Annotated in this window: 15 protein-coding genes and 1 pseudogene; 10 read left to right on the top strand and 6 right to left on the bottom strand. The window is 71.1% G+C overall.

All coding sequences use genetic code 11. The features are described from left to right. Window positions 1-676, bottom strand: a 676-nt coding sequence (locus tag CW362_RS34130; protein ID WP_476756085.1) for an RsbRD N-terminal domain-containing protein, incomplete at its 3' end; no start/stop codon positions are given. A gap of 188 nt (window positions 677-864) precedes the next feature. Between CW362_RS34130 and CW362_RS34135 the strand changes: the two genes are divergently transcribed. The 6 genes from CW362_RS34135 to CW362_RS34160 all read left to right on the top strand — a co-directional run bounded on the left by CW362_RS34135 (window position 865) and on the right by CW362_RS34160 (window position 8,500). Next, complete coding sequence (locus CW362_RS34135) at window positions 865-1,623, top strand: ABC transporter ATP-binding protein (protein ID WP_167455649.1); 759 nt, start codon at window positions 865-867, stop codon at window positions 1,621-1,623. Beyond that, the gene (locus tag CW362_RS34140) at window positions 1,620-2,435 is read left to right on the top strand and encodes an ABC transporter ATP-binding protein (RefSeq protein ID WP_103553491.1); all 816 of its coding nucleotides are present in this window, start codon (window positions 1,620-1,622) and stop codon (window positions 2,433-2,435) included. Before CW362_RS34135 ends, CW362_RS34140 begins: the two co-directional genes overlap by 4 nt. Beyond that, a complete protein-coding gene (locus CW362_RS34145) occupies window positions 2,432-3,313 on the top strand; it encodes a branched-chain amino acid ABC transporter permease (protein WP_103553492.1) in 882 nt (293 codons plus the stop codon). Before CW362_RS34140 ends, CW362_RS34145 begins: the two co-directional genes overlap by 4 nt. Further along, window positions 3,310-4,458, top strand: coding sequence for a branched-chain amino acid ABC transporter permease (locus CW362_RS34150; RefSeq protein ID WP_103553493.1), 1,149 nt, complete (start codon window positions 3,310-3,312; stop codon window positions 4,456-4,458). Before CW362_RS34145 ends, CW362_RS34150 begins: the two co-directional genes overlap by 4 nt. 5 nt (window positions 4,459-4,463) lie before the next feature. Then, window positions 4,464-5,741, top strand: coding sequence for an ABC transporter substrate-binding protein (locus CW362_RS34155; RefSeq protein ID WP_103553508.1), 1,278 nt, complete (start codon window positions 4,464-4,466; stop codon window positions 5,739-5,741). 338 nt (window positions 5,742-6,079) lie between these two features. Continuing rightward, entirely contained in the window at window positions 6,080-8,500 is a 2,421-nt protein-coding gene (locus CW362_RS34160) for an ATP-binding SpoIIE family protein phosphatase (RefSeq protein WP_206301140.1), read from the top strand. A 139-nt stretch (window positions 8,501-8,639) separates the two neighbouring features. Here the strand turns inward: CW362_RS34160 and CW362_RS34165 are convergent, their stop codons facing one another. Further along, window positions 8,640-10,256, bottom strand: a complete 1,617-nt coding sequence (locus tag CW362_RS34165; RefSeq protein WP_103553495.1) for a sodium/solute symporter — start codon at window positions 10,254-10,256, stop codon at window positions 8,640-8,642. Further along, complete coding sequence (locus CW362_RS34170; RefSeq protein WP_103553496.1) at window positions 10,253-10,750, bottom strand: DUF485 domain-containing protein; 498 nt, start codon at window positions 10,748-10,750, stop codon at window positions 10,253-10,255. The genes CW362_RS34165 and CW362_RS34170 overlap by 4 nt, the downstream gene beginning before the upstream one ends. Window positions 10,751-11,022: 272 nt before the next feature. On the opposite strand from CW362_RS34170, the pseudogene CW362_RS34175 reads away from it, so the two are divergent. Next, window positions 11,023-11,778, top strand: a pseudogene (locus CW362_RS34175) (zinc-binding dehydrogenase); the annotation flags it as partial. On the opposite strand, the gene CW362_RS45745 reads toward CW362_RS34175, so the two are convergent. Together CW362_RS45745 and CW362_RS45750 are read right to left on the bottom strand one after the other, a co-directional pair. Then, the gene (locus CW362_RS45745) at window positions 11,746-11,955 is read right to left on the bottom strand and encodes a transposase (protein ID WP_420856889.1); all 210 of its coding nucleotides are present in this window, start codon (window positions 11,953-11,955) and stop codon (window positions 11,746-11,748) included. The pseudogene CW362_RS34175 and the gene CW362_RS45745 overlap by 33 nt on opposite strands. Window positions 11,956-12,286: 331 nt before the next feature. Then, window positions 12,287-12,841 (bottom strand): CBS domain-containing protein, encoded by a 555-nt coding sequence (locus CW362_RS45750; RefSeq protein WP_420856888.1) that lies wholly within the window; start codon window positions 12,839-12,841, stop codon window positions 12,287-12,289. Between the two features lie 261 nt (window positions 12,842-13,102). On the opposite strand from CW362_RS45750, the gene CW362_RS34190 reads away from it, so the two are divergent. Further along, a complete protein-coding gene (locus CW362_RS34190; protein ID WP_103553498.1) occupies window positions 13,103-14,287 on the top strand; it encodes a beta-ketoacyl-[acyl-carrier-protein] synthase family protein in 1,185 nt (394 codons plus the stop codon). A gap of 170 nt (window positions 14,288-14,457) precedes the next feature. On the opposite strand, the gene CW362_RS34195 is transcribed toward CW362_RS34190, so the two are convergent. Beyond that, entirely contained in the window at window positions 14,458-16,623 is a 2,166-nt protein-coding gene (locus tag CW362_RS34195) for an ATP-binding SpoIIE family protein phosphatase (protein WP_103553499.1), read from the bottom strand. A 1,218-nt stretch (window positions 16,624-17,841) separates the two neighbouring features. Between CW362_RS34195 and CW362_RS34210 the strand changes: the two genes are divergently transcribed. Together CW362_RS34210 and CW362_RS43540 are read left to right on the top strand one after the other, a co-directional pair. Further along, window positions 17,842-18,513: a hypothetical protein gene (locus CW362_RS34210; RefSeq protein WP_103553502.1), complete on the top strand. Its 672-nt coding sequence runs from the start codon at window positions 17,842-17,844 to the stop codon at window positions 18,511-18,513. 434 nt (window positions 18,514-18,947) lie between these two features. Continuing rightward, window positions 18,948-19,100, top strand: a complete 153-nt coding sequence (locus CW362_RS43540) for a hypothetical protein (protein WP_162684317.1) — start codon at window positions 18,948-18,950, stop codon at window positions 19,098-19,100. The last annotated feature ends 100 nt before the right edge of the window (window positions 19,101-19,200 follow it).

Consider the following 19,200-nt stretch of genomic DNA (forward strand, 5'->3'; position numbering starts at 1 on the left):
TCTCGGCCGAGGTCGGGTCGCCGGTGCGGGTGTCGCCGACGCACACCGCCACGACCGCCATCATCGGCGAGCGCGCTCCGATGCCGTACGCCTGGGCCGCGGCCATCAGCGGACCGCGCGTCGGTGCCACCCCGGCCAGGAGCTGGTCCAGGAGATCGCGGCGCTCCCGGTCCGCGTCCGCCACCACGTGCTGCTGGTACTCGACGTAGGCCTGCGCGGCGTGGGTGCTGGCGTAGTCGACGTACCGCATCAGCGGGGTGACGAGGGACAGTGCGGCCTGCTGGGCCTCGGCGGACGTGCCCGCGCAGTCCAGCAGCGCGTCCCACAGCACCTGCCGGCCGACCCGGAAGGCACTGATCCAGTCCTCCAGGGCGAACCCGGCACGTGCTCGGCGCATCGCTGCCGCGCGGCTGAAGACCAGGTCCTCGGGGGCCATGTCGCGATCGCCGGCCAGCGCCGCCAACTGCATCCGGTAGTGCTCGAGCACCTGTTCCCGTACGTCGCCGAAGAACCGTTCGTCCTGCAGTGCGTACGACGGGATCTCCGTGCGCATCACCTCCACGGCTGTCTCCGCCACCTCCTCGACCCGGTCGTGGACGGCGTGCAGGATCCGCCGCCGCTCCCGGCGGAGCGGTTCGGAGAGTCGGGGAGTGCCCAGTGCGGGACCGCGCGGCATGGGGCCGATCGTCGCCGCCCTCCTCGTGCTTCGTCAACAGGTTCCACGTGAGACATCTCCCGGCACCTGTGCGCGGCGCACAGTTCGGCCACCGAGAAGTTGGGTGCTCACACCCAATGTGCGCCCGCAACGCCCCCACCTACTGTGACGCTCGCCCACCCCCCAGCACGTCGGAAGGGGCGTCACTCATGCTCGCGGTCGCAGACATCACCGTGCGCTTCGGCGGGATCACGGCATTGGACGGTGTCGCTTTCACCGTCGAGCCGGGCACCGCCGTAGGGCTCATCGGGCCGAACGGAGCCGGCAAGACCACCTTGTTCAACTGCCTCACCAGGCGCTGCGCTCCCGACGGGGGAGACGTGCGGTTCGAGGACGAGGACCTGCTCGCCCTCCCCCCGCACGCCGTGGCCGGGCGCGGCATCGCCCGCACCTTCCAGAACCTGGGCCTGTTCCCGCAGCTCACGGTCCGGGAGAACGTCATGGTCGGCGCCCACAGCCGGGGGCGCACCGGACACCTCGCCGCGGCGCTCCGGCTGCCCCGCGTCCGGCGGGAGGAGAGGGTACTGCGTGACCAGGCGGACGACCTGCTACGGCGGCTCGGTCTGGCGGACGTCGCCGACCATCCCGCCTCCGGACTGCCGTTCGGCACGCTCAAACGCGTCGAACTCGCCCGGGCGCTCGCGGTACGGCCCCGGCTGCTGTTGCTCGACGAACCCGTCAACGGGCTCAGCCACGGCGAGGTGGACCAATTCGCGGATCTGGTCCGCTCGGTGCGCCAGGAGTTCGACCTCACGCTCGTGGTGGTCGAACACCACATGGCCTTCGTGATGGGCCTGTGCGACAAGGTGATCTGCCTCGACTTCGGCCGCAAGATCGCCGAGGGCTCGCCGGAGGAGATCCAGCGCGACCCGGCGGTCGTCGAGGCGTACTTGGGGGTGGCCGCATGAGCGAGCCCGCCACCGACGGCACCGAGGCCGCGACGGGTGCGGAGCAGGACTTCCTGAAGGTCTCCGACCTGCACGCCGGATACGGTCAGGCCCGCGTGCTCCAAGGCCTCGACTTCTCCGTCGCCCGCGGCGAGGTGTGCGCGATCCTCGGACCCAACGGCGCGGGCAAGACCACGACGCTGCGGGTGCTGAGCGGCATGGTCCGCGGCCGCGGCTCGGTCACGCTGAACGGCACGGAACTCCTGGGCCGCTCGCCCGAGCAGGCCGCCAGGCTCGGCGTGGCGCATGTGCCCGAGGGCCGGGGCACCTTCAACGACCTGACCGTCGAGGAGAACCTGCGCATCGGCGCCCACCTGCGCACCGGCCCACGGCGGCGGGGCCGCGCCGAGCGTGCGGCCGTGGTGGCCGACCTGGAACGGATCTACGACTACTTCCCCAAGCTGCGCCGGCGGTCGCGGCAGGCCGCCGGCAGCCTCAGCGGCGGTGAGCAGCAGATGCTCGCCGTCGGCAGGGCGCTGATGCTGCGGCCCTCGCTGCTGCTCCTGGACGAGCCGTCCCTGGGGCTCGCGCCGCTGGTCACCCGCGAGTTGTTCGAGATCGTCCGTGCCGTCAACGAGGAGGAACGCACCACCGTGGTCGTCGTCGAGCAGAACGCCCAGCTCGCGCTGGATATCGCGCACCGGGCCCACGTACTGGAGGCCGGCCGCCTGGTGCTGTCCGGACCGGCCGCACGGATCCGCGAGGACGGACAGGTCGCCGAGGTGTACCTCGGGGTCTCCGTCCTCTCCCGGAAGGCCGGGGGAGCGCCGTGACCGATCTGCTTCAGCAAGTGGTGGAGGGGCTGGGCTCCGGCGCCGTGTACGCCAGCCTGGCGCTGGCCCTGGTGCTGATCCACCGGTTCACGGGGATCGTCAACTTCGCGCAGGGCGAGCTGGCCATGCTCTCGACGTACGTCGCCTGGCAGCTGGTGGCGTCCGGGATGCCGTACTGGCTGGCACTGCCGGCCACCCTCGCGGTGTCCTTCGTCGGCGGCATGCTGCTCGAGCGGATCGTCATCCGCCCCGTGCAGGGCGCGCCCGAGCTGACGGTGGTCATCGTCACGGTCGGTCTGTTCATCTTCGTCAACGCGCTGGCCGGCCTGATCTGGTCGTTCACCGTGAAGGACTTCCCGCAGCCCTTTCCCGACGGCGGACTCGACCTGAGCGGTGTGCGTATGGACTGGTCGACGCTCGGGATCATCGGTGTGGTGGCCGTCGTGATGGGTCTGCTGTACCTGCTGTTCCAGCACACCTCCATCGGTCTGGTCATGCGGGCGGTCGCCTGCAATCCGGCCTCCGCCCGGCTGTCGGGCATCAGGGTGGGCCGGGTGCTGATGTTCGGCTGGGGCCTGGCCGCGACGGTCGGCGCGGTGTCGGGCGTGCTCGTCGCCCCGGTGCTGTTCCTGGAGCCCAACATGATGGGCGGGGTGCTGATCTACGCGTTCGCCGCTGCCACCCTCGGGGGCTTCGACAGCCCGGTCGGCGCGGTCGTCGGCGGCCTGTTCGTGGGTGTCGCCGAGACCCTGACCGGGGCGTACGTGGACGTGATCGGCGCCGATCTGAAGGTGGGCGTCCCCTTGGTGATCATTCTGGCGGTGCTGCTGGTGCGGCCCCAGGGCCTCTTCGGACGGGCGGCGGTGGAGCGCGCATGAGCACCACCACAGCGTCACTCGGCACCGACCGGGTCCGGTGGCTGCGGCCCACGCTCACCGTCCTCGTCGCGGCGGCGGTCGCCGTCGGCGCACCGTTCTACTTCGCTCCCTTCCAGGTCTTCCAGTTGACCATGGTGCTCCTGTACGCCGTGGCGCTGTCCGGCCTGAACCTGCTGACCGGCTTCGGCGGGCAGATCTCGCTCGGGCACGGCGCGTTCTTCGCGGCGGGCGCCTACACGGCGGCGGTCATGCTCGACCGGTACGACACCGGCCACCTGGCCACGCTGCCGGCCGCGGCCGCCGGATGCTTCCTCCTGGGCCTCGGGTTCGGAGTACCCGCGCTGCGACTGCGCGGGCTGTACCTGGCCCTGGTCACCCTCTCCTTCGCGGTGTTCCTGCCGCCCCTGCTCAAGCGGCTCGAACCGGTGACGGGCGGCTCCATGGGGCTGACCGTGGACAAGCTTCAGCCGCCGGCGTGGAGCGGGTTGGCCGAGGACCAGTGGATGTACTTCGTCGTCCTCGCCGTCACCGCGGTGGCCCTGCTGCTCGCCCGCAACCTGCTGCGGTCCCGGGCCGGCCGGGCACTGCTGGCCGTGCGGGACAACGAGAGCGCCGCCGAGGTCATGGGCGTGCGGCTGTCGCTGCACAAGACCCTCGCCTTCGCGTGGAGCGCGATGTTCGCGGGCGTCGCGGGGTGTCTGTACACCTGGGTGATCGGCTTCGTCTCGCCCGACTCCTTCAGCTTCGTCCTGTCCATCACCCTGCTGGCCGGCCTGGTGGTCGGGGGTCTCGGCTCGCTGTACGGACCCCTGCTGGGGGCGGCGTTCGTGATGTACGTGCCGAGCGTGTCCCAGGACGTCAGCGAGGCGGCACCGGGAGTGGTGTTCGGCCTGCTGATCATCACGGTGATGTTCGTGGCCCCGACGGGACTGGCCGGTCTGCCGGGCCGTGTCCTGGGCGCGGTCGCCCGTCGCCCGCCTCGCACCACCGCTGCCCGCGACCGGACACCGGAGGCCGAATCCGCGCCCGGTGCGGAGCCGGAGTACCAGGCCCTGTCCGGACCCTCCGAGACCCACGCTCCTGCGGACCCCGCAGTTGTCGACGCCGAACCCGTGGGCGCACCGCCCCGCACGGAAAAGGAATGAACCACATGCGCAAGACGACCGCTCTGCGGGCGGCCGCGGCCGCGACCGCCGCCCTGCTCACCGCGACCGCCTGCGGCAGCCAGCGAGGCCAGGACGCCCAGGACACCGCCGCCGGTGGCGCGTGCAAGGGCCAGCAGACCACCGGCATCACCGACAAGACCATCAAGCTGGGTGGGATCTACCCGCTGTCGGGACCTGCCTCCGCGTACGGCACGATCAGCAAGGGCGTGGCCGCCTACTTCAGTCACGTCAACGACAAGGGCGGCATAGACGGCCGCAAGGTCGAGTTCGTCGTCCGCGACGACGGCTACCAGCCGCCCAAGGCGGTCGAGGAGGCCCGCAGACTCGTCGAGCAGGAAAAGGTCTTCGCGGTGTTCCAGACCCTGGGCACCCCGTCCACGGCAGCGGTGTGGGACTACCTCAACAAGCAGAAGGTGCCGCAGCCCTTCGTCGCGACGGGCGCCTCCGCCTGGGGCACGGGCGACCAGCACCCCTGGACCATCGGCTGGCAGCCCAACTACGTGGCCGAGGCACGCGTGTACGCCAAGTACCTCAAGGACGCGAGGCCCAAGGCCGAGGTCGCGGTCCTCTACCAGAACGACGACTTCGGCAAGGACCTGCTCGGCGGGTTCAAGAAGGCCGTCGCGGGCAGCGGCGTCAAGGTGGTCGCAGAGGAGAGCTACGAGGTCACCGACCCTTCGGTGTCGGCACAGATGGCGAGCCTCGCACGCTCCAAGGCGGACGTGCTGCTGGACGTCACCACCCCCAAGTTCGGCAGCCAGGCCCTCGCCGCCGACGCCAAGAACACCAAGTGGAACCCGCTGCACATCGTGAACAACGTGGCCTCGTCCGCCGCCGTGCTCGAGCCGGTCGGGTTCAAGAACGTCCAAGGCGTGGTCTCGGCCACCTACTTCAAGGACCCCGCCGACCCGCAGTGGGCCGCCGACCCGGAGATGAAGGCGTACAAGGACGCGCTGCACGAATACGCACCCGACGCCGACCCGGACAACCAGTTCAACGCCTATGGCTGGGCCGTCGCCTCCAGCCTGCACCAAGCCCTGGACGCGATGAAGTGCCCGACCAGGGAAGGACTGCGGGACGCGGTGCGCAGCCTGAAGGACGTGAAGGTGGGCATGCTGCTGCCCGGGGTCACCATGTCCACCGGCCACGGTGATGCCTTCCCGCTGGAGACGATGCGGCTGATGCGGTTCAAGGGCGAGCGGTGGCAGCTGTTCGGCAAGCCGGTCGACACACGCAAGGAGTTCGGCCCGACGGCGAAGTGAGCCGGCGGGGGCGGTCCCCAGGCGTCGATGCCCCGACGCCTGGGGACCGCCCCCGCCCCGTCACGGGAGCCCGGAGCCGTGCCGCCGCCGGTATGCGGACGACCCGAGGTCTGCCGTCTGCCGGGCACGGCGGTGCCGGACCGGGCCGTCGGCCGTGGAGGGGGCTCGCTGTCCGGCGGACACGCAGGAGCCACCAGGCTCGGTGTTCGCGGGCCGCTGACACCGGACCGGCGGGCCAGCCGTGATAACCCGCGCCGGCCGCGGTCGACGCGCGCGCGGCCCCACCGGGTTCACTAGGCTTAGGCGTATCAGCGGGTCAGCCAGCGGTGGAGATGCGGATGACGGAGCTCAGCGCAAGCTACGACGATCCGTTCGCCCCGCGCCTCGCCGTCCTGGCGGTGCTCGACGACCGGGGAGTCGTGGTCGGATGGAACGGGCGGGCCCAGGAACTGCTCGGCCATTCGGACGCGGCCGTGATCGGACGTCCGGCATTCGAGGTCCTTGTCGATCCTCGTGATCTGCCGACTGTCACGGAGGCCGCGGCAAACTGCAGGAGATCCGGCGGCTGGTTCGGCGTGCTCAAGGTGCGGCACCGCGACGGGCGACTCGTCGAGATGGGGCTCAGGGCCCATGCGCTCTCACGCCATGACCGGGTCCATGAGTGGATTCTTGCCGGGGCGCTGGCGGCCGACCTCCTGGAGTGGCAAAGAGACCGCGCGGTTCTCGACGGGTTGTACCGCCGGAGCCCGGTCGGCATGGTCGTCCACGGGCCCGACCTGACCCTTCTCCGGGTCAACCGGGCCATCGAACGCGTCACCGGCGTCCCGGCAGAGGACTTCCGGGGGCTGCCCACGGGCTGTTTCCTCGTCGCCGATGACGCACGCAAGGCCGTGGACCGTGTGCGCCAGGTGATGGAGACCGGAAGACCGTTGGTCTACTCGGAGCAGTTCGTTCGCCTGGAGCGGGACCCGGCACAGGAGCGGGTCGCGATGGTCTCGTCCTTCCGGTTGGAGGACCCCTCCGGCCGCATCCTGGGTGTGGCCGAGATGATCGAGGACATCACCGAACGCCATCGGGCCCAGCGTAGGCTCGCGCTCCTCGACCAGGCCGGCAGCCGTATCGGAACCACCCTCGACGTGGCAGAGACCGCCCGTGAACTCGCCGAGGTGATGGTGCCTCACCTCGCCGACCACGCGTCAGTGGACCTGCTTCAGCCGGTGACGCGCGGTGAGGAACTGGCGCAGGTCATGGCAGGGCCTGTGGTACGAGTGGGTGCCTGTAGCGTCGGCGCCCAGCAACCCGGCCCGCCTCATCCCGAGGGCGAGCCGGTGGAGTTCGGGCCCGACACACCCCAGGCCAGATGCCTGGCCGAAGGGCGACCCGTCCTGGAACCGGTTCTCCCGCCCGACTGGTTCTCAATGAAAGGCCGCCAGGGGGCCCACGCTCCGGACCTGGGCGTCCACTCGCTGATCGTGGTACCTCTTGCCGCGCGTGGCCTGGTGCTGGGTGTGATGACCCTGTGGCGTTCACTCCGCCCCGATCCCTTCGAGGCGGACGATCTCACCCTCGCCCAGGAACTCGCCTCGCGCGCCGCCGTTGCCGTCGACAACGCCCGGCGCTTCACCCAGCAGCAGCAGACCGCGTTCACCTTGCAGAGCAGCCTTCTGCCCCGGACGGTTCCGGACCAGTCGGCCGTCGAGGTGGCCCTACGCTACCTGCCGGCCAGCGCGGCACCGGGCCTGGGCGGCGACTGGTTCGACGTCATTCCGCTGTCCGGGGCCCGGGTCGCCCTCGTCGTCGGCGATGTGGTGGGCCGCGGCATCCACGCAGCCGCCACCATGGGCCGGCTGCGTACCGCCGTACATACGCTCGCCAGCCTCGACCTGGAAGCGGACGAGGTCCTCTCCCGCCTGGACGACCTGGTCAACCTGCTGGCGGCCGAACAGGAGAGGGCCGGCGAACGGTCCGTGGGAGAGCAGGTGGTCGGCGCAACCTGCCTGTACGCCGTATACGACCCGGTATCCCGGCGCTGCTCCGTGGCCCGCGCCGGCCACCCGCCGCCGGTGGTGACGGCTCCGGACGGACAGGCGGCACCGCTCGACCTGCCCGCCGGCCCACCGCTCGGCCTGGGCGGGCTGCCGTTCGAGGCCCGGGAGATCGAGCTGGCCGAGGGAAGCCTGCTGTGCCTGTACACCAACGGAGTCATCGGCGAACGCCACATCGATGCCGATGTCGGCCTGACCAAGCTGTGTGCGGCGCTCTCCCGACCTACGGACGCACTGGAACGGACATGCCAAGCGGTGGTCGACTCGCTCGTGCCATCGCGCCCCATCGACGACGTCGCTCTGCTGATCGCCCGCACCCATGTGCTGCCACCGGACGATGTCGCCTCCTGGAGTCTGACGCTGGAGCCCGCCGGCGCTGCCCGGGCCCGGGCGTTGACCTCGGCCAAGCTGACCGAATGGGGCCTGGAGCACTTGGCGTTCAGCACCGAGTTGATCGCCAGCGAACTGGTCACCAATGCCTACCGGTACGCCACCGGCCCCGCGACCCTGCGGCTGATCCGTGAACGGTTTCTCGTCTGCGAGGTCAGCGACACCAGCCACACCGCACCACACCTGCGCCGCGCCCGTACCACCGACGAGGGCGGGCGCGGCCTGTTCCTGGTGGCCCAGATGGCCGAACGCTGGGGTACTCGCTACACCCGCGAAGGCAAAACGGTGTGGACCGAGCAACCACTGGCCGGCACGCTCTCCTGACCGTCGCAGGCCGTCGCCGTCGACTCACACATCGGCGCGCGTGCAGGCATGCGGCTGTCACGGGGCTCCGCGCGGGGCCCTGGGCGGACTGCGACGGCGGGAGCGAGGCCGCCTGCTCGGTCCGCCCCCGCCACCTCGGTCATTCGGCTGCGGCGAGCAGACGTTCCTCGCTCTCCTCGTACAGCAGTCGGCTCTCCCGGCTGTCAGCGGCGCGGCGCCGGTGGTCCAGACGGCTGCCCAGCCAGCCCGCCAGGTAACCGAACGGGATGGAGACCAGTCCGGTGGACTGCATCGGGAACCAGTGGAAGTCGGCGGTCGGGAAGACGGCGGACGGCGTGCCCGAGACGGCCTTGGAGAAGACCATCAGCACCAGCGCGCAGGCCGCGCCGCCGTAGAGGGTGGCGAGCAGACCGGTGCGCGTGAATCCTCTCCAGAACAGGGAGTAGGTCAGCGCGGGAGCCACCGCGGATGCCCCGATGCAGACGGCCAGAGTGGTCAGCACGCCGACGTCCCAGCTCTGGACCAAGGTGGCGAGACCGATGGCCACGGTTCCCACGGCCACGCTCGTCCACGCCGCCACCGTCATCTCCGTACGCGGCTCCGCCTGTCCCCGCCGCGCCGCATGGGCGAACAGGTCGTGGGCGAGCGACGAGGCCGCGGCCAGGGTCATCCCCGCGACCGAGGACAGCAGGGTGATGAACACCATTCCCGCCACGGCCGAGTAGAGAATCGTCGCACCCGCGGAGGCGGGGGCCCCGCCGAGCACCTGCGACAGCATGAGCACCGACGTCCTGCCGTGCGGGTCGGCCGCAATGATGGACCGCGATCCCACCAGGGCTGCCGCGCCCGTACCCAAGATGATCACGAGCAGGCAGAAGGTGGTGACCGTGCCGACGGCCCACGACATGGAGCGCCGCACGGCCGGCACGTCCTGCGCGGAGAACAGACGCATGGTGATGTGGGGCAGGCAGGCCACGCCGAGGACCACGGTGATCTGGAGACCGACGAAGTCCAGCCGGTCGCCGGCCGAGGTGCCCAGCTGAAGGCCCTGTCGAAGGAAGGCCGGGCCCGTGCCGCTGCCGTGCTGGGCGGCCCTGAGCAGGTCTCCGGGGTTCCAGCCGAAGCGGTTCAGGACCAGGGCGGCGACGACGACGCTGGTGCCGAGCAGGATGACGATCTTGATCATCTGAAGGAGCGCGGTTCCCCGCATACCGCCGAGCGCCGCGTAAATGATCATCAGGCTGCCGACGATGACGATGCACGCCGTCCTGGCGCCCGCCCCGTGCTGGATGTTCAGGATGAAGGTGAGCAGCGACCCGGCCCCGGAGAGCTGGACGACCAGAAAGGGCAGGGTCGCCGAAAGCGTCACGACGCAGGAAGCGATTCGCACGGCCCGCCCGGGCATGGTGCGGGCCAGGACGTCGCCCATGGTGAACCTGCCGGCGTTGCGCAGAGGTTCGGCCAGCAGGAACATCAGCAGCACCAGAGACAAGGCGGTGCTGACCGTGAGGACATAGCCGTCGTATCCGGCGAGCGCGATGATGCCGCTGGTACTCAGCACCGTGGCCGCGGAGATGTAGTCGCCCGCGATGGCCAGGCCGTTCTTGAACGGGGTGAGCGAAAGGTAGCCGGTGTAGAAGTTCGTCAGGTCGTCGCGGTCCGGCCCCGTCATCACGCACATCAGCAGCGTGACGGTGACCAGGGCGGTGAAGAGGACGAGGACGGTGGCCTGCGACCCGGAGTCGAAGTCGGTCATCTCGCCACCCCCGCGGGCCGGTCGGCCGCCCGCTCCCTGACGGTGCGGGCCAACGGGTCCACCGAGCGTCGTGCGCTGCGCTCGTACGAGAAGACCGCCGCGAAGGTGACGACGAGCTGAAGGATCCCCAGGGCGATTCCAAGGCTCAGCTCCCCGGTGATCCTGGCCGCCATCAGCTCCGGTGCGTAGCAGGACAGCAGTACGTACACCACGAAGGAGCCGAGTGCGGTGATCGAGGAGACCCGGCGGAGCACGCGGTAGGCCGAGCGGAGGGCTGCCAGGTCGGCGCTGTGCCGATGCGTCTCGTGCGCGTACGGTTCCTGCCGGGCGGCTTGCCCGTACCAGTCGTACGCGGCGTCGTCGTATCCGGACGGGGAGGGCTCCTGCCCCGGACCCCGCCCGTACGACTCGTACCGAGGGGCACGGCCGTACGGCTCGGTCCGCGGCTGCGGCCGTTCTTGCTGCGGGTACCGCTGGTCATGGGGATATGTCATCGCGTGGCCTTCCGGCTCGGCTCGGCTCGGTTCCGTGGAGGGCTGGGGGGAGGCGTGGCGGCGCACGATACCGACTGGTTGGTACGCCGGACAGTCCGTGGGGCGTCACGTTTTGGGCTCGACGTGACATCCGGCCGGCGCTGTCGGTCGACGGCTTGACGGTCTGCGAACCATAGGTGCCCGCCGGGCGGGGCGGCCTGTGGCGTATGTCACGGTCGCCGACGCGCCTACTGGTCGGTATGGCCGAGGGGGCCGCAACGACAGGAGGCGCGATGTCCGCGGCCAACCGCCAGATCCGCCTGTCGGCCCGCCCCGTGGGCGAGGTGCGCCCCGATGGCTGGGAGCACTGCGCGGGGCCCGTCGAGGAACCGGGACCGGGCCGGTTCGCGGGCCGCACGCGCGTCATCTCCCTGGACCCGGCGATGCGGGGCCGGCTGGACGACCGTCCCTCCTGCCTGCCGCCGGTGGCCATCGGTGAGGTGATGCGCGCCGGATCGGTCATCGAGGTCGCCGCTTCCGACCACCCCGACTTCCAGCCGGGCGATCACGTGGAGGGCTGCCGGGTGGTGGGCATCGCCGGTGGGCCGGAGAAGTGTGCGTTGCTCACCGACGAACTGGGATTCGACGCGGCGATCGACTACCGCGCCGACGACGTCAGGAAGGCGCTGCACCGGCACGCCCCCGACGGCATCGACGTCCACTTCGACAACGTGGGCGGCGACACCCTCGACGCCACCCTGACCCGGCCGACGATGCACGCGCGCGTCGTGGCCTGCGGTGCGATCGGTCAGTACAGCAACGTCACCCCGGTCAAGGGCCCCTCGAACTACCTGACGCTGCTGGTGCGCCGCGCCCGGATGGAGGGATTCGTCGTCTTCGACCATGCCAAGCGCTACCCGCAGGCCGCACAGGACATCTCCGCCTGGATCGCCGACGGCCGCATCAAGGTCAGGGAACACGTCGTGGGAGGCGGCGTGGACGACTTCCCCGAGACGCTACAGACGCTCTTCCGTGGCGAGAACGTCGGCAAACTCGTCCTGGAGCCTGCACGACGGCCGCCTGGAGCGGGGCCGCGTTGTGAGGGCCGGCGGATCGGGCCGCTCGCCCTGGCCGGCCTCGGCCTGGCGGACCCATTGCGACCGGGCTTCCTTGCGGATGCCCAGGTCCCGGACGGCGTGCGAGACGGGGCGGCCTGAGGTCCTCACCTCGTGGACGGCTCGCTCACGCAACTCGTCGGGTACTTCCAAGGGCGCGTAGTCAAGGCGAGTTCACGGTTGTCGACGCCCCGGAGAGGGGTCGTGCCGGCGGCCGGACGTTCTCACTCGTCGTCAAGCCCGTGGACGCCGCGGGCGATCCTGCGGAGGATGCCCTCGTGGACCCATCGGCCGAGTTCGGCACGTAGTCCGCGTGCCTCGTCCGAGCCGACCCCCGGGTGATCTCGCAGGCGCCGGGAACGCGCCGGGTCGGTCCCCGTCAACTGCGGCGTCCGGTCATGTCGCCCCGCCAGGGCCGGTTGACCCTGGTCCATGGTGATGGTCACGTCGCTGATGGGGGCCGCGCCGAGGGACTTTGCCCCCCGTGGCCGCAAGGCCGGCCGCCAGTGGGTGGGGTCCGTGGGCTCATGACCCACGCGGCCGGTCGTCGGCCATTCCGTGCCCGGTCGGTCCGGTGGCCCGTGTGTGCCTGTCGTCGAAGCGGCAGGTGAGGTCGTCCACGACGTCGACGACACCGTCCGGCGGGCGCGTCGGACCCACCGCGACGGTGGCGCCGCGCAGCTTCCCAGCTGCCCGGTGAGCGTGACCGCACCGTCGTGGACGGCGACTTCGGAGATCTGGGGCCGAGCCGGAGCGCGTCGGCGAACACCTCACGTCGCACGGCCTGCCAGACCCCCTCGGCGGAGCGCAGGAAGACCTGGAGCAGGTCGCGACGGCTGACGATGTCGACGAGCCGGTCCTTTTCGTCGACCACCGGGAGTCGTTCGATGCCGTGTCGCGTCATCGGACGGGTGGCCTCCGGCAGGGCCGCCTCCGCGGGACCATCACGGCGGGCGCCGACACCAGGCCGTCGGCGGTGCGCGCCCGGACCTGACAAGCCCCCTGGCTGACGGTGGGTCAGGCAAGATCTGTGGAACCGGTCTGAGGGCCCCTCTGTTTCGGCGGTGTGTGCCGTATCACGCCTCCTAGAGTCGCCCGAGTTGTCTTAGTCACAGCGGAAATGCCCCTTTTGCGTCCATGCTCGACCCGGACAGCGACTCCCGAAGTGGAGCCCGTCGGCATGGGCGCGAAGTTCTGAAGCGGCCCATGACGCAGCCCTCGTGACGTTCCTCCTCGCTCCCCTGGAAAGGTGCCCATCATGGCCGCTTACCTCTGCCCTCCTGCCGTGATACACGGCGAGCACCCTGTGGAGACCAGCCGGATAGTGGCGGAGGTGCGCGACCGGCACCCGCATGCGGCGTGGGCGCCGCGGATCGACGGCATCGCGGCCAGTACGGGCATCGAGACCCGCGGGTGGATGCTGCCGCTGGAGACCGCCGTCGCGCCCGGCGACGGAGGCGGCCTGCGGGCTGTCGGCATCGGGACCGCCCAAGAGGCGCTGGCGCGCGACGGGTTCACCCAGCAGGACGTGGACCGCGTGATCGCCGCCCTCGAGGCGATACCCGCGCCGCAGAGCGTCCAGGAGCGCACCGCGCCGGCCTGGGAGGCCGTGCAGTCCTACGGGGAGCGTGCGGCGCGCGGGGCCCTGCAGATCGCCGGGCTGGACGCCGCGGACATCGACTGCCTGATCACCAGTCACTCCACCACCCCGGCGCTGCCCGGTCTGGACATCGCCCTGGCCAACAAGCTCGCGTTCCGCAACGACGTGATGCTGCTGCCGGCCACGCAGTGGGCCTGTGTCGCGGGGACCCGCTCCCTGGCCCTGGCGGCTGATCTCGTGGCCGCGGACCCCGATCGGGTGGTCCTGGTCGTGATCGCGGAGGCGCTGAGCACGACCTACCAGCCCGCGGACGACACCCTCGAGTCTCTGATCGTCCGGTTGCTGTTCGCGGACACCGCGGTCGCCGCGGTGGTCACGGGCCGCCCGAGGCGCGAGTCCGTGCTGCGGCTGGACGCGGCCTGGCACCACACCGTGCCCGACACCCAAGACCTGCACTGCCTGGAAACACGGGCGGACGGCACCCACTTCGTGATGGACCGGCGCGGGCCGCGCGCCGTACAGGAGACGGTCACCGCGATGTGGGAGTGGCTGCGCGTCCGTTACCAGGACGACCCCGACTCCTGGCACCCCGACGTGCTGCTCGCGCACCCCGGCGGGACCCGGGTGCTGGAGTACATGGAGCAGACGATGCCCGACGCATGGCCGTCCGGGTTGCTGGACTACAGCCGGGACAGCTACACCAGTGGCAACCGCGGAGGTGCCGCCGTGTTCGACATCCTGAGGCGGGCGCACGACGCCGGACAGAAGTCGGGCAGTCGCGCCGTCCTGTACGCGGCGGCACCGGGCCTCACCGCCACCGCCCTGGAAGGGGAGTGGCTGTAGTGCGAGCCCGCGCCACCCGTAGCGGCGAACGGGCCGCCCGTATCACCGGTCACGCCACCGGTACCGCTGAGGGCGCCGTCCGTACCGTCGGTGGCGCCGGCTGACGCTCGCGCCGCCCCTGCCCTCGCGGCGCTCGCGTACGCCCGGCCGCGTCCCGCCCCGCAGCCGCGTCATCTTGCGACTTCCGCCCAGACCACCTTGCCGGTGTCCGTCCACCGCACCCCCCACCGGGTGGTGAGCCGGTGCACGATGTGCAGACCACGCCCGCCGTCGTCGAGGAGGCGGCCCCGGCTCAGACGCGGCCTGCCGTTGCCGGTGTCGCCCACCTCGCACAGCAGGCCGTGACCACCGGCCCTGATCAGTCGTATCGTGATGGGACCGGCGGCGAAGCGCACCGCATTCGTGACCAGCTCGCTGACCAGCAGCGTCACGTCGTCCCGGGTGTCGCTCCTGGTGTGCCATTGCCGCAGCAGTGTGGAGACGTGCGCGCGGGCACGGGCGGGCGCGTCGTCGCGAGCGGGTAGCCGCCAGGTCGCGGTGTCCCCCTTGCGGTGGCCGATCATGCGCGCGAGCAGCAGGGTCACGTCGTCGCGCTGGCGCACGGGCGCCAGCACGGAGACGACGTGCCGTGCGGCCTGCTGAAGGGCATCCCAGGGGTGCACCGTGGAAACGGCATCCGCCAGCCTGCTGATGCCCTCGTCGATCGACAGGGTCGGATCCTCCACCAGACCGTCGGTGTAGAGGGCGAGCAGGGAGCCCGGGGGCACGCCGAACGTGTGCACGTCGAACGGCTCCCGCAGCGCGAACTCGGCGCCCAGGCCGGGGTGGGGGCGGACCGCGAGCGGGCCTGCGTGCCCGTTCGGAAGCACCAGGACCGGAGGGAGGTGGCCCGCGCTGGAGAGCGCCACGTGGTGGCTGACCGGGTCGTAGAGGGCGATGCAGCAGGTGGAGCCGAGGGCGCTGTAGCCGGCCGCCAGCCCGGACTCCGCGTCGTCCAGCAGCGTCACGGTCTCGTCCAGGTGCTCCAGCACCTCGTCGGGTGCCAGCCCCGCGGACAGCAGCGCGCGGGCCTCCATGCTCAGCTGGCCCATGGTTGCCGCGGCTCCCAGGCCGTGCCCGACGACGTCACCGACCACCAGCGCGGTACGGCCGTCCGGCAGCGGAAAGCTGTTCACCCAGTCGCCGCCGACGCCCGCGCTGTCGGGGGTGGCGGGCTGGTAGACGCTGGCGATCTCAATGGTGTGGCCGCCGGTCCGGGGCAGCAGCCGGCGCTGCAACGCCAGCACCTGCGTGTGCTCGCGCTGGTGCTGACGGGCCAGGTCGACGTGATGGGAGGTCCTGGCCACCAGTTCTTGCAGGTCGAACAACTCGCTGTCGCGGAAGGGGCGGTCCGCCCGCCGCCAGACCTCCGCCAGGCCCAGCACGACGGGTGGCGCGCCGTCCAGGACCAGCGGTACGCACGCCACACTCGCCGACCGGTCACCGGGCACCAGGGCACGGATCACTCGGGGACTGCCGAGCAGCCGTTCGACCGCCTCCCGGTCGGGTATGACGATGGGCTGCGGGGCATCGTCCCGCCGTACTGCCTGTGCCAGCAGGCGACTCGCGTCGCTCGGAAGATCGACGCCCGGAGTCACGTAACCCTCGGGCCACGCCCGGTCCGGCACCAGGGCTGCCCGCCGTAGCCGGATGCGCCCCTGCGCGTGCTCGGTGACTCCCTCGCCCGTCCACACGGCGAAGTCGAGGTCGACGGCGGCCACGTCTCCCCAAGCCAGCAGGGACTCCGCCAGCGACTGCGCGGTCTCGCCGATGTCCAGCGAGGTGCCGATCGCGGTCTCGGCGGCGTACAGGTGCAGCCTCCTGGCCATGGCGATCACGGAGACGGTCAAGCCCTCCTGAGGCGCCGCGGCGGGCAGGATGCTCAGCGAGACCACCAGCTCCGACCCGTCGCCGCGCCGCAGGCGCTGGATCCGGGCGACGTGCGCCTCACCGATCTCCAGGACCTGCCGCAACCGCCGTGTGACCGTCGGTACGTCCCCGGCGGGCAGGAGATCGGCGAACGGACTCCCGGCCTCGGCGTCCAGACCCGCGAATACGGGGGCGTCCAGATTGCAGCCGGTGACTCTCAGGTCCCTGTCCAGGTTGACCACGCCGAGAATCTGATCCTGACGGTCGGCTGCCGGGTTGTCGGGTACGCGTTGGCGGGTGGCGCGGTCACCCTGCGCGTTCGCGGGACCGCCCGCCGCTGCCGCTCCGCCGCGCGGGACGTAGCGCCCCAGGGCGCTGCTGACCAGGTCGAACGGCGAAGAGGACGAGGAGGAGGGTGTGGAGTCCATGCGGCTCTCTCGCAATCCCCGGCGCAGCGCCGGGGCTGTACTCGGACCCATGCGTCGGGGCACCGAGATCCCTGACCGCACACCTCATTGAATACCACCGGGGGCCGCTTCGCCCACACCAGCGGATCGCGCGGTGAACGCCGACCATGAGGGAATGCCGCGGTCGGCGGGGCCGTGCTCACCTTGCCGGGGGCGTCACCCGCCAGGATGCGACGACCGCCGCAGGACCACCGGGCGCCGGCGCCGACGGTGATGGCCGGTCCGAGTTCGCTGTAGAGGCGCGCACAGGAGCAGCACGATCAGGACGCCCCCACGTCACGCAGACCTGCCGCCCGCGGGATGCCGGGCCTTGCGCTCGGCGGGCGGTGGCCGGACCCCCCGTCAGCGTCTCCGACAGCGCCTCTCGAGACCGGTGACACCACCTCCCGGGTCATCCGCCCCAATGCCGTTGCTTTTGGGGTGCCGGTGGTGTTGAACCATTCGATGGTGGTGCCGATGAGGCTCGCGGCGACGATGCGCTTGAGGCTGCCGGGTGTCGGGGGAGCGGATGCTGCGGAGGCCATGTGCGCCACTTCCTCGTGTGCGGTGGGGACGGGCACGTGTCGGCACACCGTAGAAACAGGCACTTCAGGCGCACATGTGGCGGGACACCATAGTTCAGGGGGCGGCTGTGCGTGCGGCCACCATGCCGACCCAGGGGAGGGTGCTTCAGGGGCTCGAACTCGGCCACAGGGGGATGTCGGTGGAACATGTGCCGGTCGATGAGCAGCGCGTGGACGAGCCGACGGTCGGATGGGTGGACACGACGGCCGGCGATCGCGGCCTGAAGTTCCGTGGATACGAACCCTTCCGGGCGGGCCACGACGGACTCCGCGACCGTGACGACGTCCGTCCCCGTCGACACGGAGTCCTTCCGTTCCTTCCTGCGCCGGCAAGGAACGCCCGGCGGGCTTTCGGGCGGTGCGGTACCCGCGCCTCCTCCTCACGGCCCCTGACGGCTCGGCCCGTTCGCGCAAGCCTGCGCACACCCGGCGCACCCGGCGCACCGGCGGCAGGCCGTCCGAAGGCCGTCCCGCCCATCCGGCCGACCGGCGTGACGGCCTCCCCGCAAGGACGGTCCGGGAAGGCGGGAACCGTGTGGCCGGAAAAGCTCGTCACTGACCGTGGTTGCCGCCCGGGGCGGCGATGGACATCGTGAGTCGAGCAGCAGGGAATTCCATGAAGCGTGCATCCGCGACGAGAGCGGGCCTGACGGCCGTTGTGGCGCTGGCGATCCTGACGGTCGGTGGCTGCAAGTCGGAGGAGGCGGGCCTGCCCGCCGCTTCTCCGAGCGGGCAGGCCTCCGACTCCCCGACCGGGCACGCCTCCGACTCCCCGACCGGACGCGCCTCCGAGTCCGTGTCGCCGACGCCCACCGCGGAACCCGGTGGCCCGCGCACCTTGGTGGACGCGTCCACGGCGGGCGGTCTGGACAAGCTGACGGGCGACAAGGCCCTGACGGACGTGCCTGTCGACCCGGGCGAGATGCGGGACGGCATGAAACTGGTCACCGGCAACTACGGCGACGCCGACGGGAAGGGCACACCGGTGCTGTTCGAGGGCGTCGATCACGTGCCCGAGGACACCAACAAGCGCCGTGAGCACCTGTTCCGGGGCATGCTCGAGCACATCCAGTGGGATCCGGAGCTGGGGAACCCCCAGGCGGAGCCGGTGGAGGCGGGACCGCTCGGCGGCTCGGTGGAGTGTCTGCTCGCCTCGCTCAGCGAGGACGGCAACGTCATCTGCGGCTGGGCCGACGAGGGCACGGCAGCCGTCGCGCTCTTCGAGAACAGCACCCTCGCCGACGCGGGGAAACTCTTCGTCGCGATGCGCGCGGATCTGGAGCACTGACCCCTTTCGCGCCATGGCCAAGTCCACGGGCCTGCGCCGCCGCACGGGCTCTTCCAAGTCGACGGAACGGCTTTTCCCGGTCCCGGCCGGCCGAGACCTCGGGGAGCCGGTCGGCGAAGACCTCCGGGAGGCGGCCCAGGTCCTCGGCCGTGAGGGTGACGAGACGCAGGCCGTGGTGGCGGGCCGGTTCCCGCTCGCGCGCGGCCTTCGTCGCGTACGCCTCCTGCGCCATGAGGCCCAGGGCTTCGACGAACGTGCCGTCCGCCGTCCGCCGTCCGTCAGACGCCAGTCCGCCCGCAGGCCGGTCGTGTCGAGTTCCGGGTGCCGCGGATGCCGCGGGCACGGAAATCGCGTAGCTGTCGAGTTCGCGGTGCCGGTATGGTCCGGTCTCCCGGCCTGCCGTACCGGCGGCCTACGTTCAGAGAGTGATGCAGATGACCAGCCGGCAGGCGACGACGACCTTGTGGCGCCCCACCGGTCCCAAGGAGCTGGATCTGGTTCGGGAGCTGAACTGGCGTGCGTGGCCGCCCCGGCTGCCCGAGCAGCCGATCTTCTACCCGGTCCTCAACTTTACCGACCGGGGGTAGCGCTGCCCGTGATGTCTGCCTGGGCCTGTGACCAAGGCGTCATGGGCTCGTTTACCGACCGGGACCGGGACGTCTGTCATGTTCCGGGGTCGGTACGGAG

Source organism: Streptomyces populi (genome assembly GCF_002911015.1).
Taxonomy (GTDB): Bacteria; Actinomycetota; Actinomycetes; order Streptomycetales; family Streptomycetaceae; genus Streptomyces; species Streptomyces populi.

Coding starts and splice junctions, on each gene's coding strand:
- CW362_RS34210 (WP_103553502.1), top strand. CDS start 17,842: ATGAAGCGTGCATCCGCGACGAGAGCGGGCCTGACGGCCGTTGTGGCG.
- CW362_RS34160 (WP_206301140.1), top strand. CDS start 6,080: ATGACGGAGCTCAGCGCAAGCTACGACGATCCGTTCGCCCCGCGCCTC.
- CW362_RS34155 (WP_103553508.1), top strand. CDS start 4,464: ATGCGCAAGACGACCGCTCTGCGGGCGGCCGCGGCCGCGACCGCCGCC.
- CW362_RS34150 (WP_103553493.1), top strand. CDS start 3,310: ATGAGCACCACCACAGCGTCACTCGGCACCGACCGGGTCCGGTGGCTG.
- CW362_RS43540 (WP_162684317.1), top strand. CDS start 18,948: ATGACCAGCCGGCAGGCGACGACGACCTTGTGGCGCCCCACCGGTCCC.
- CW362_RS34135 (WP_167455649.1), top strand. CDS start 865: ATGCTCGCGGTCGCAGACATCACCGTGCGCTTCGGCGGGATCACGGCA.
- CW362_RS34195 (WP_103553499.1), bottom strand. CDS start 16,623: ATGGACTCCACACCCTCCTCCTCGTCCTCTTCGCCGTTCGACCTGGTC.
- CW362_RS34165 (WP_103553495.1), bottom strand. CDS start 10,256: ATGACCGACTTCGACTCCGGGTCGCAGGCCACCGTCCTCGTCCTCTTC.
- CW362_RS34140 (WP_103553491.1), top strand. CDS start 1,620: ATGAGCGAGCCCGCCACCGACGGCACCGAGGCCGCGACGGGTGCGGAG.
- CW362_RS34190 (WP_103553498.1), top strand. CDS start 13,103: ATGGCCGCTTACCTCTGCCCTCCTGCCGTGATACACGGCGAGCACCCT.
- CW362_RS34170 (WP_103553496.1), bottom strand. CDS start 10,750: ATGACATATCCCCATGACCAGCGGTACCCGCAGCAAGAACGGCCGCAG.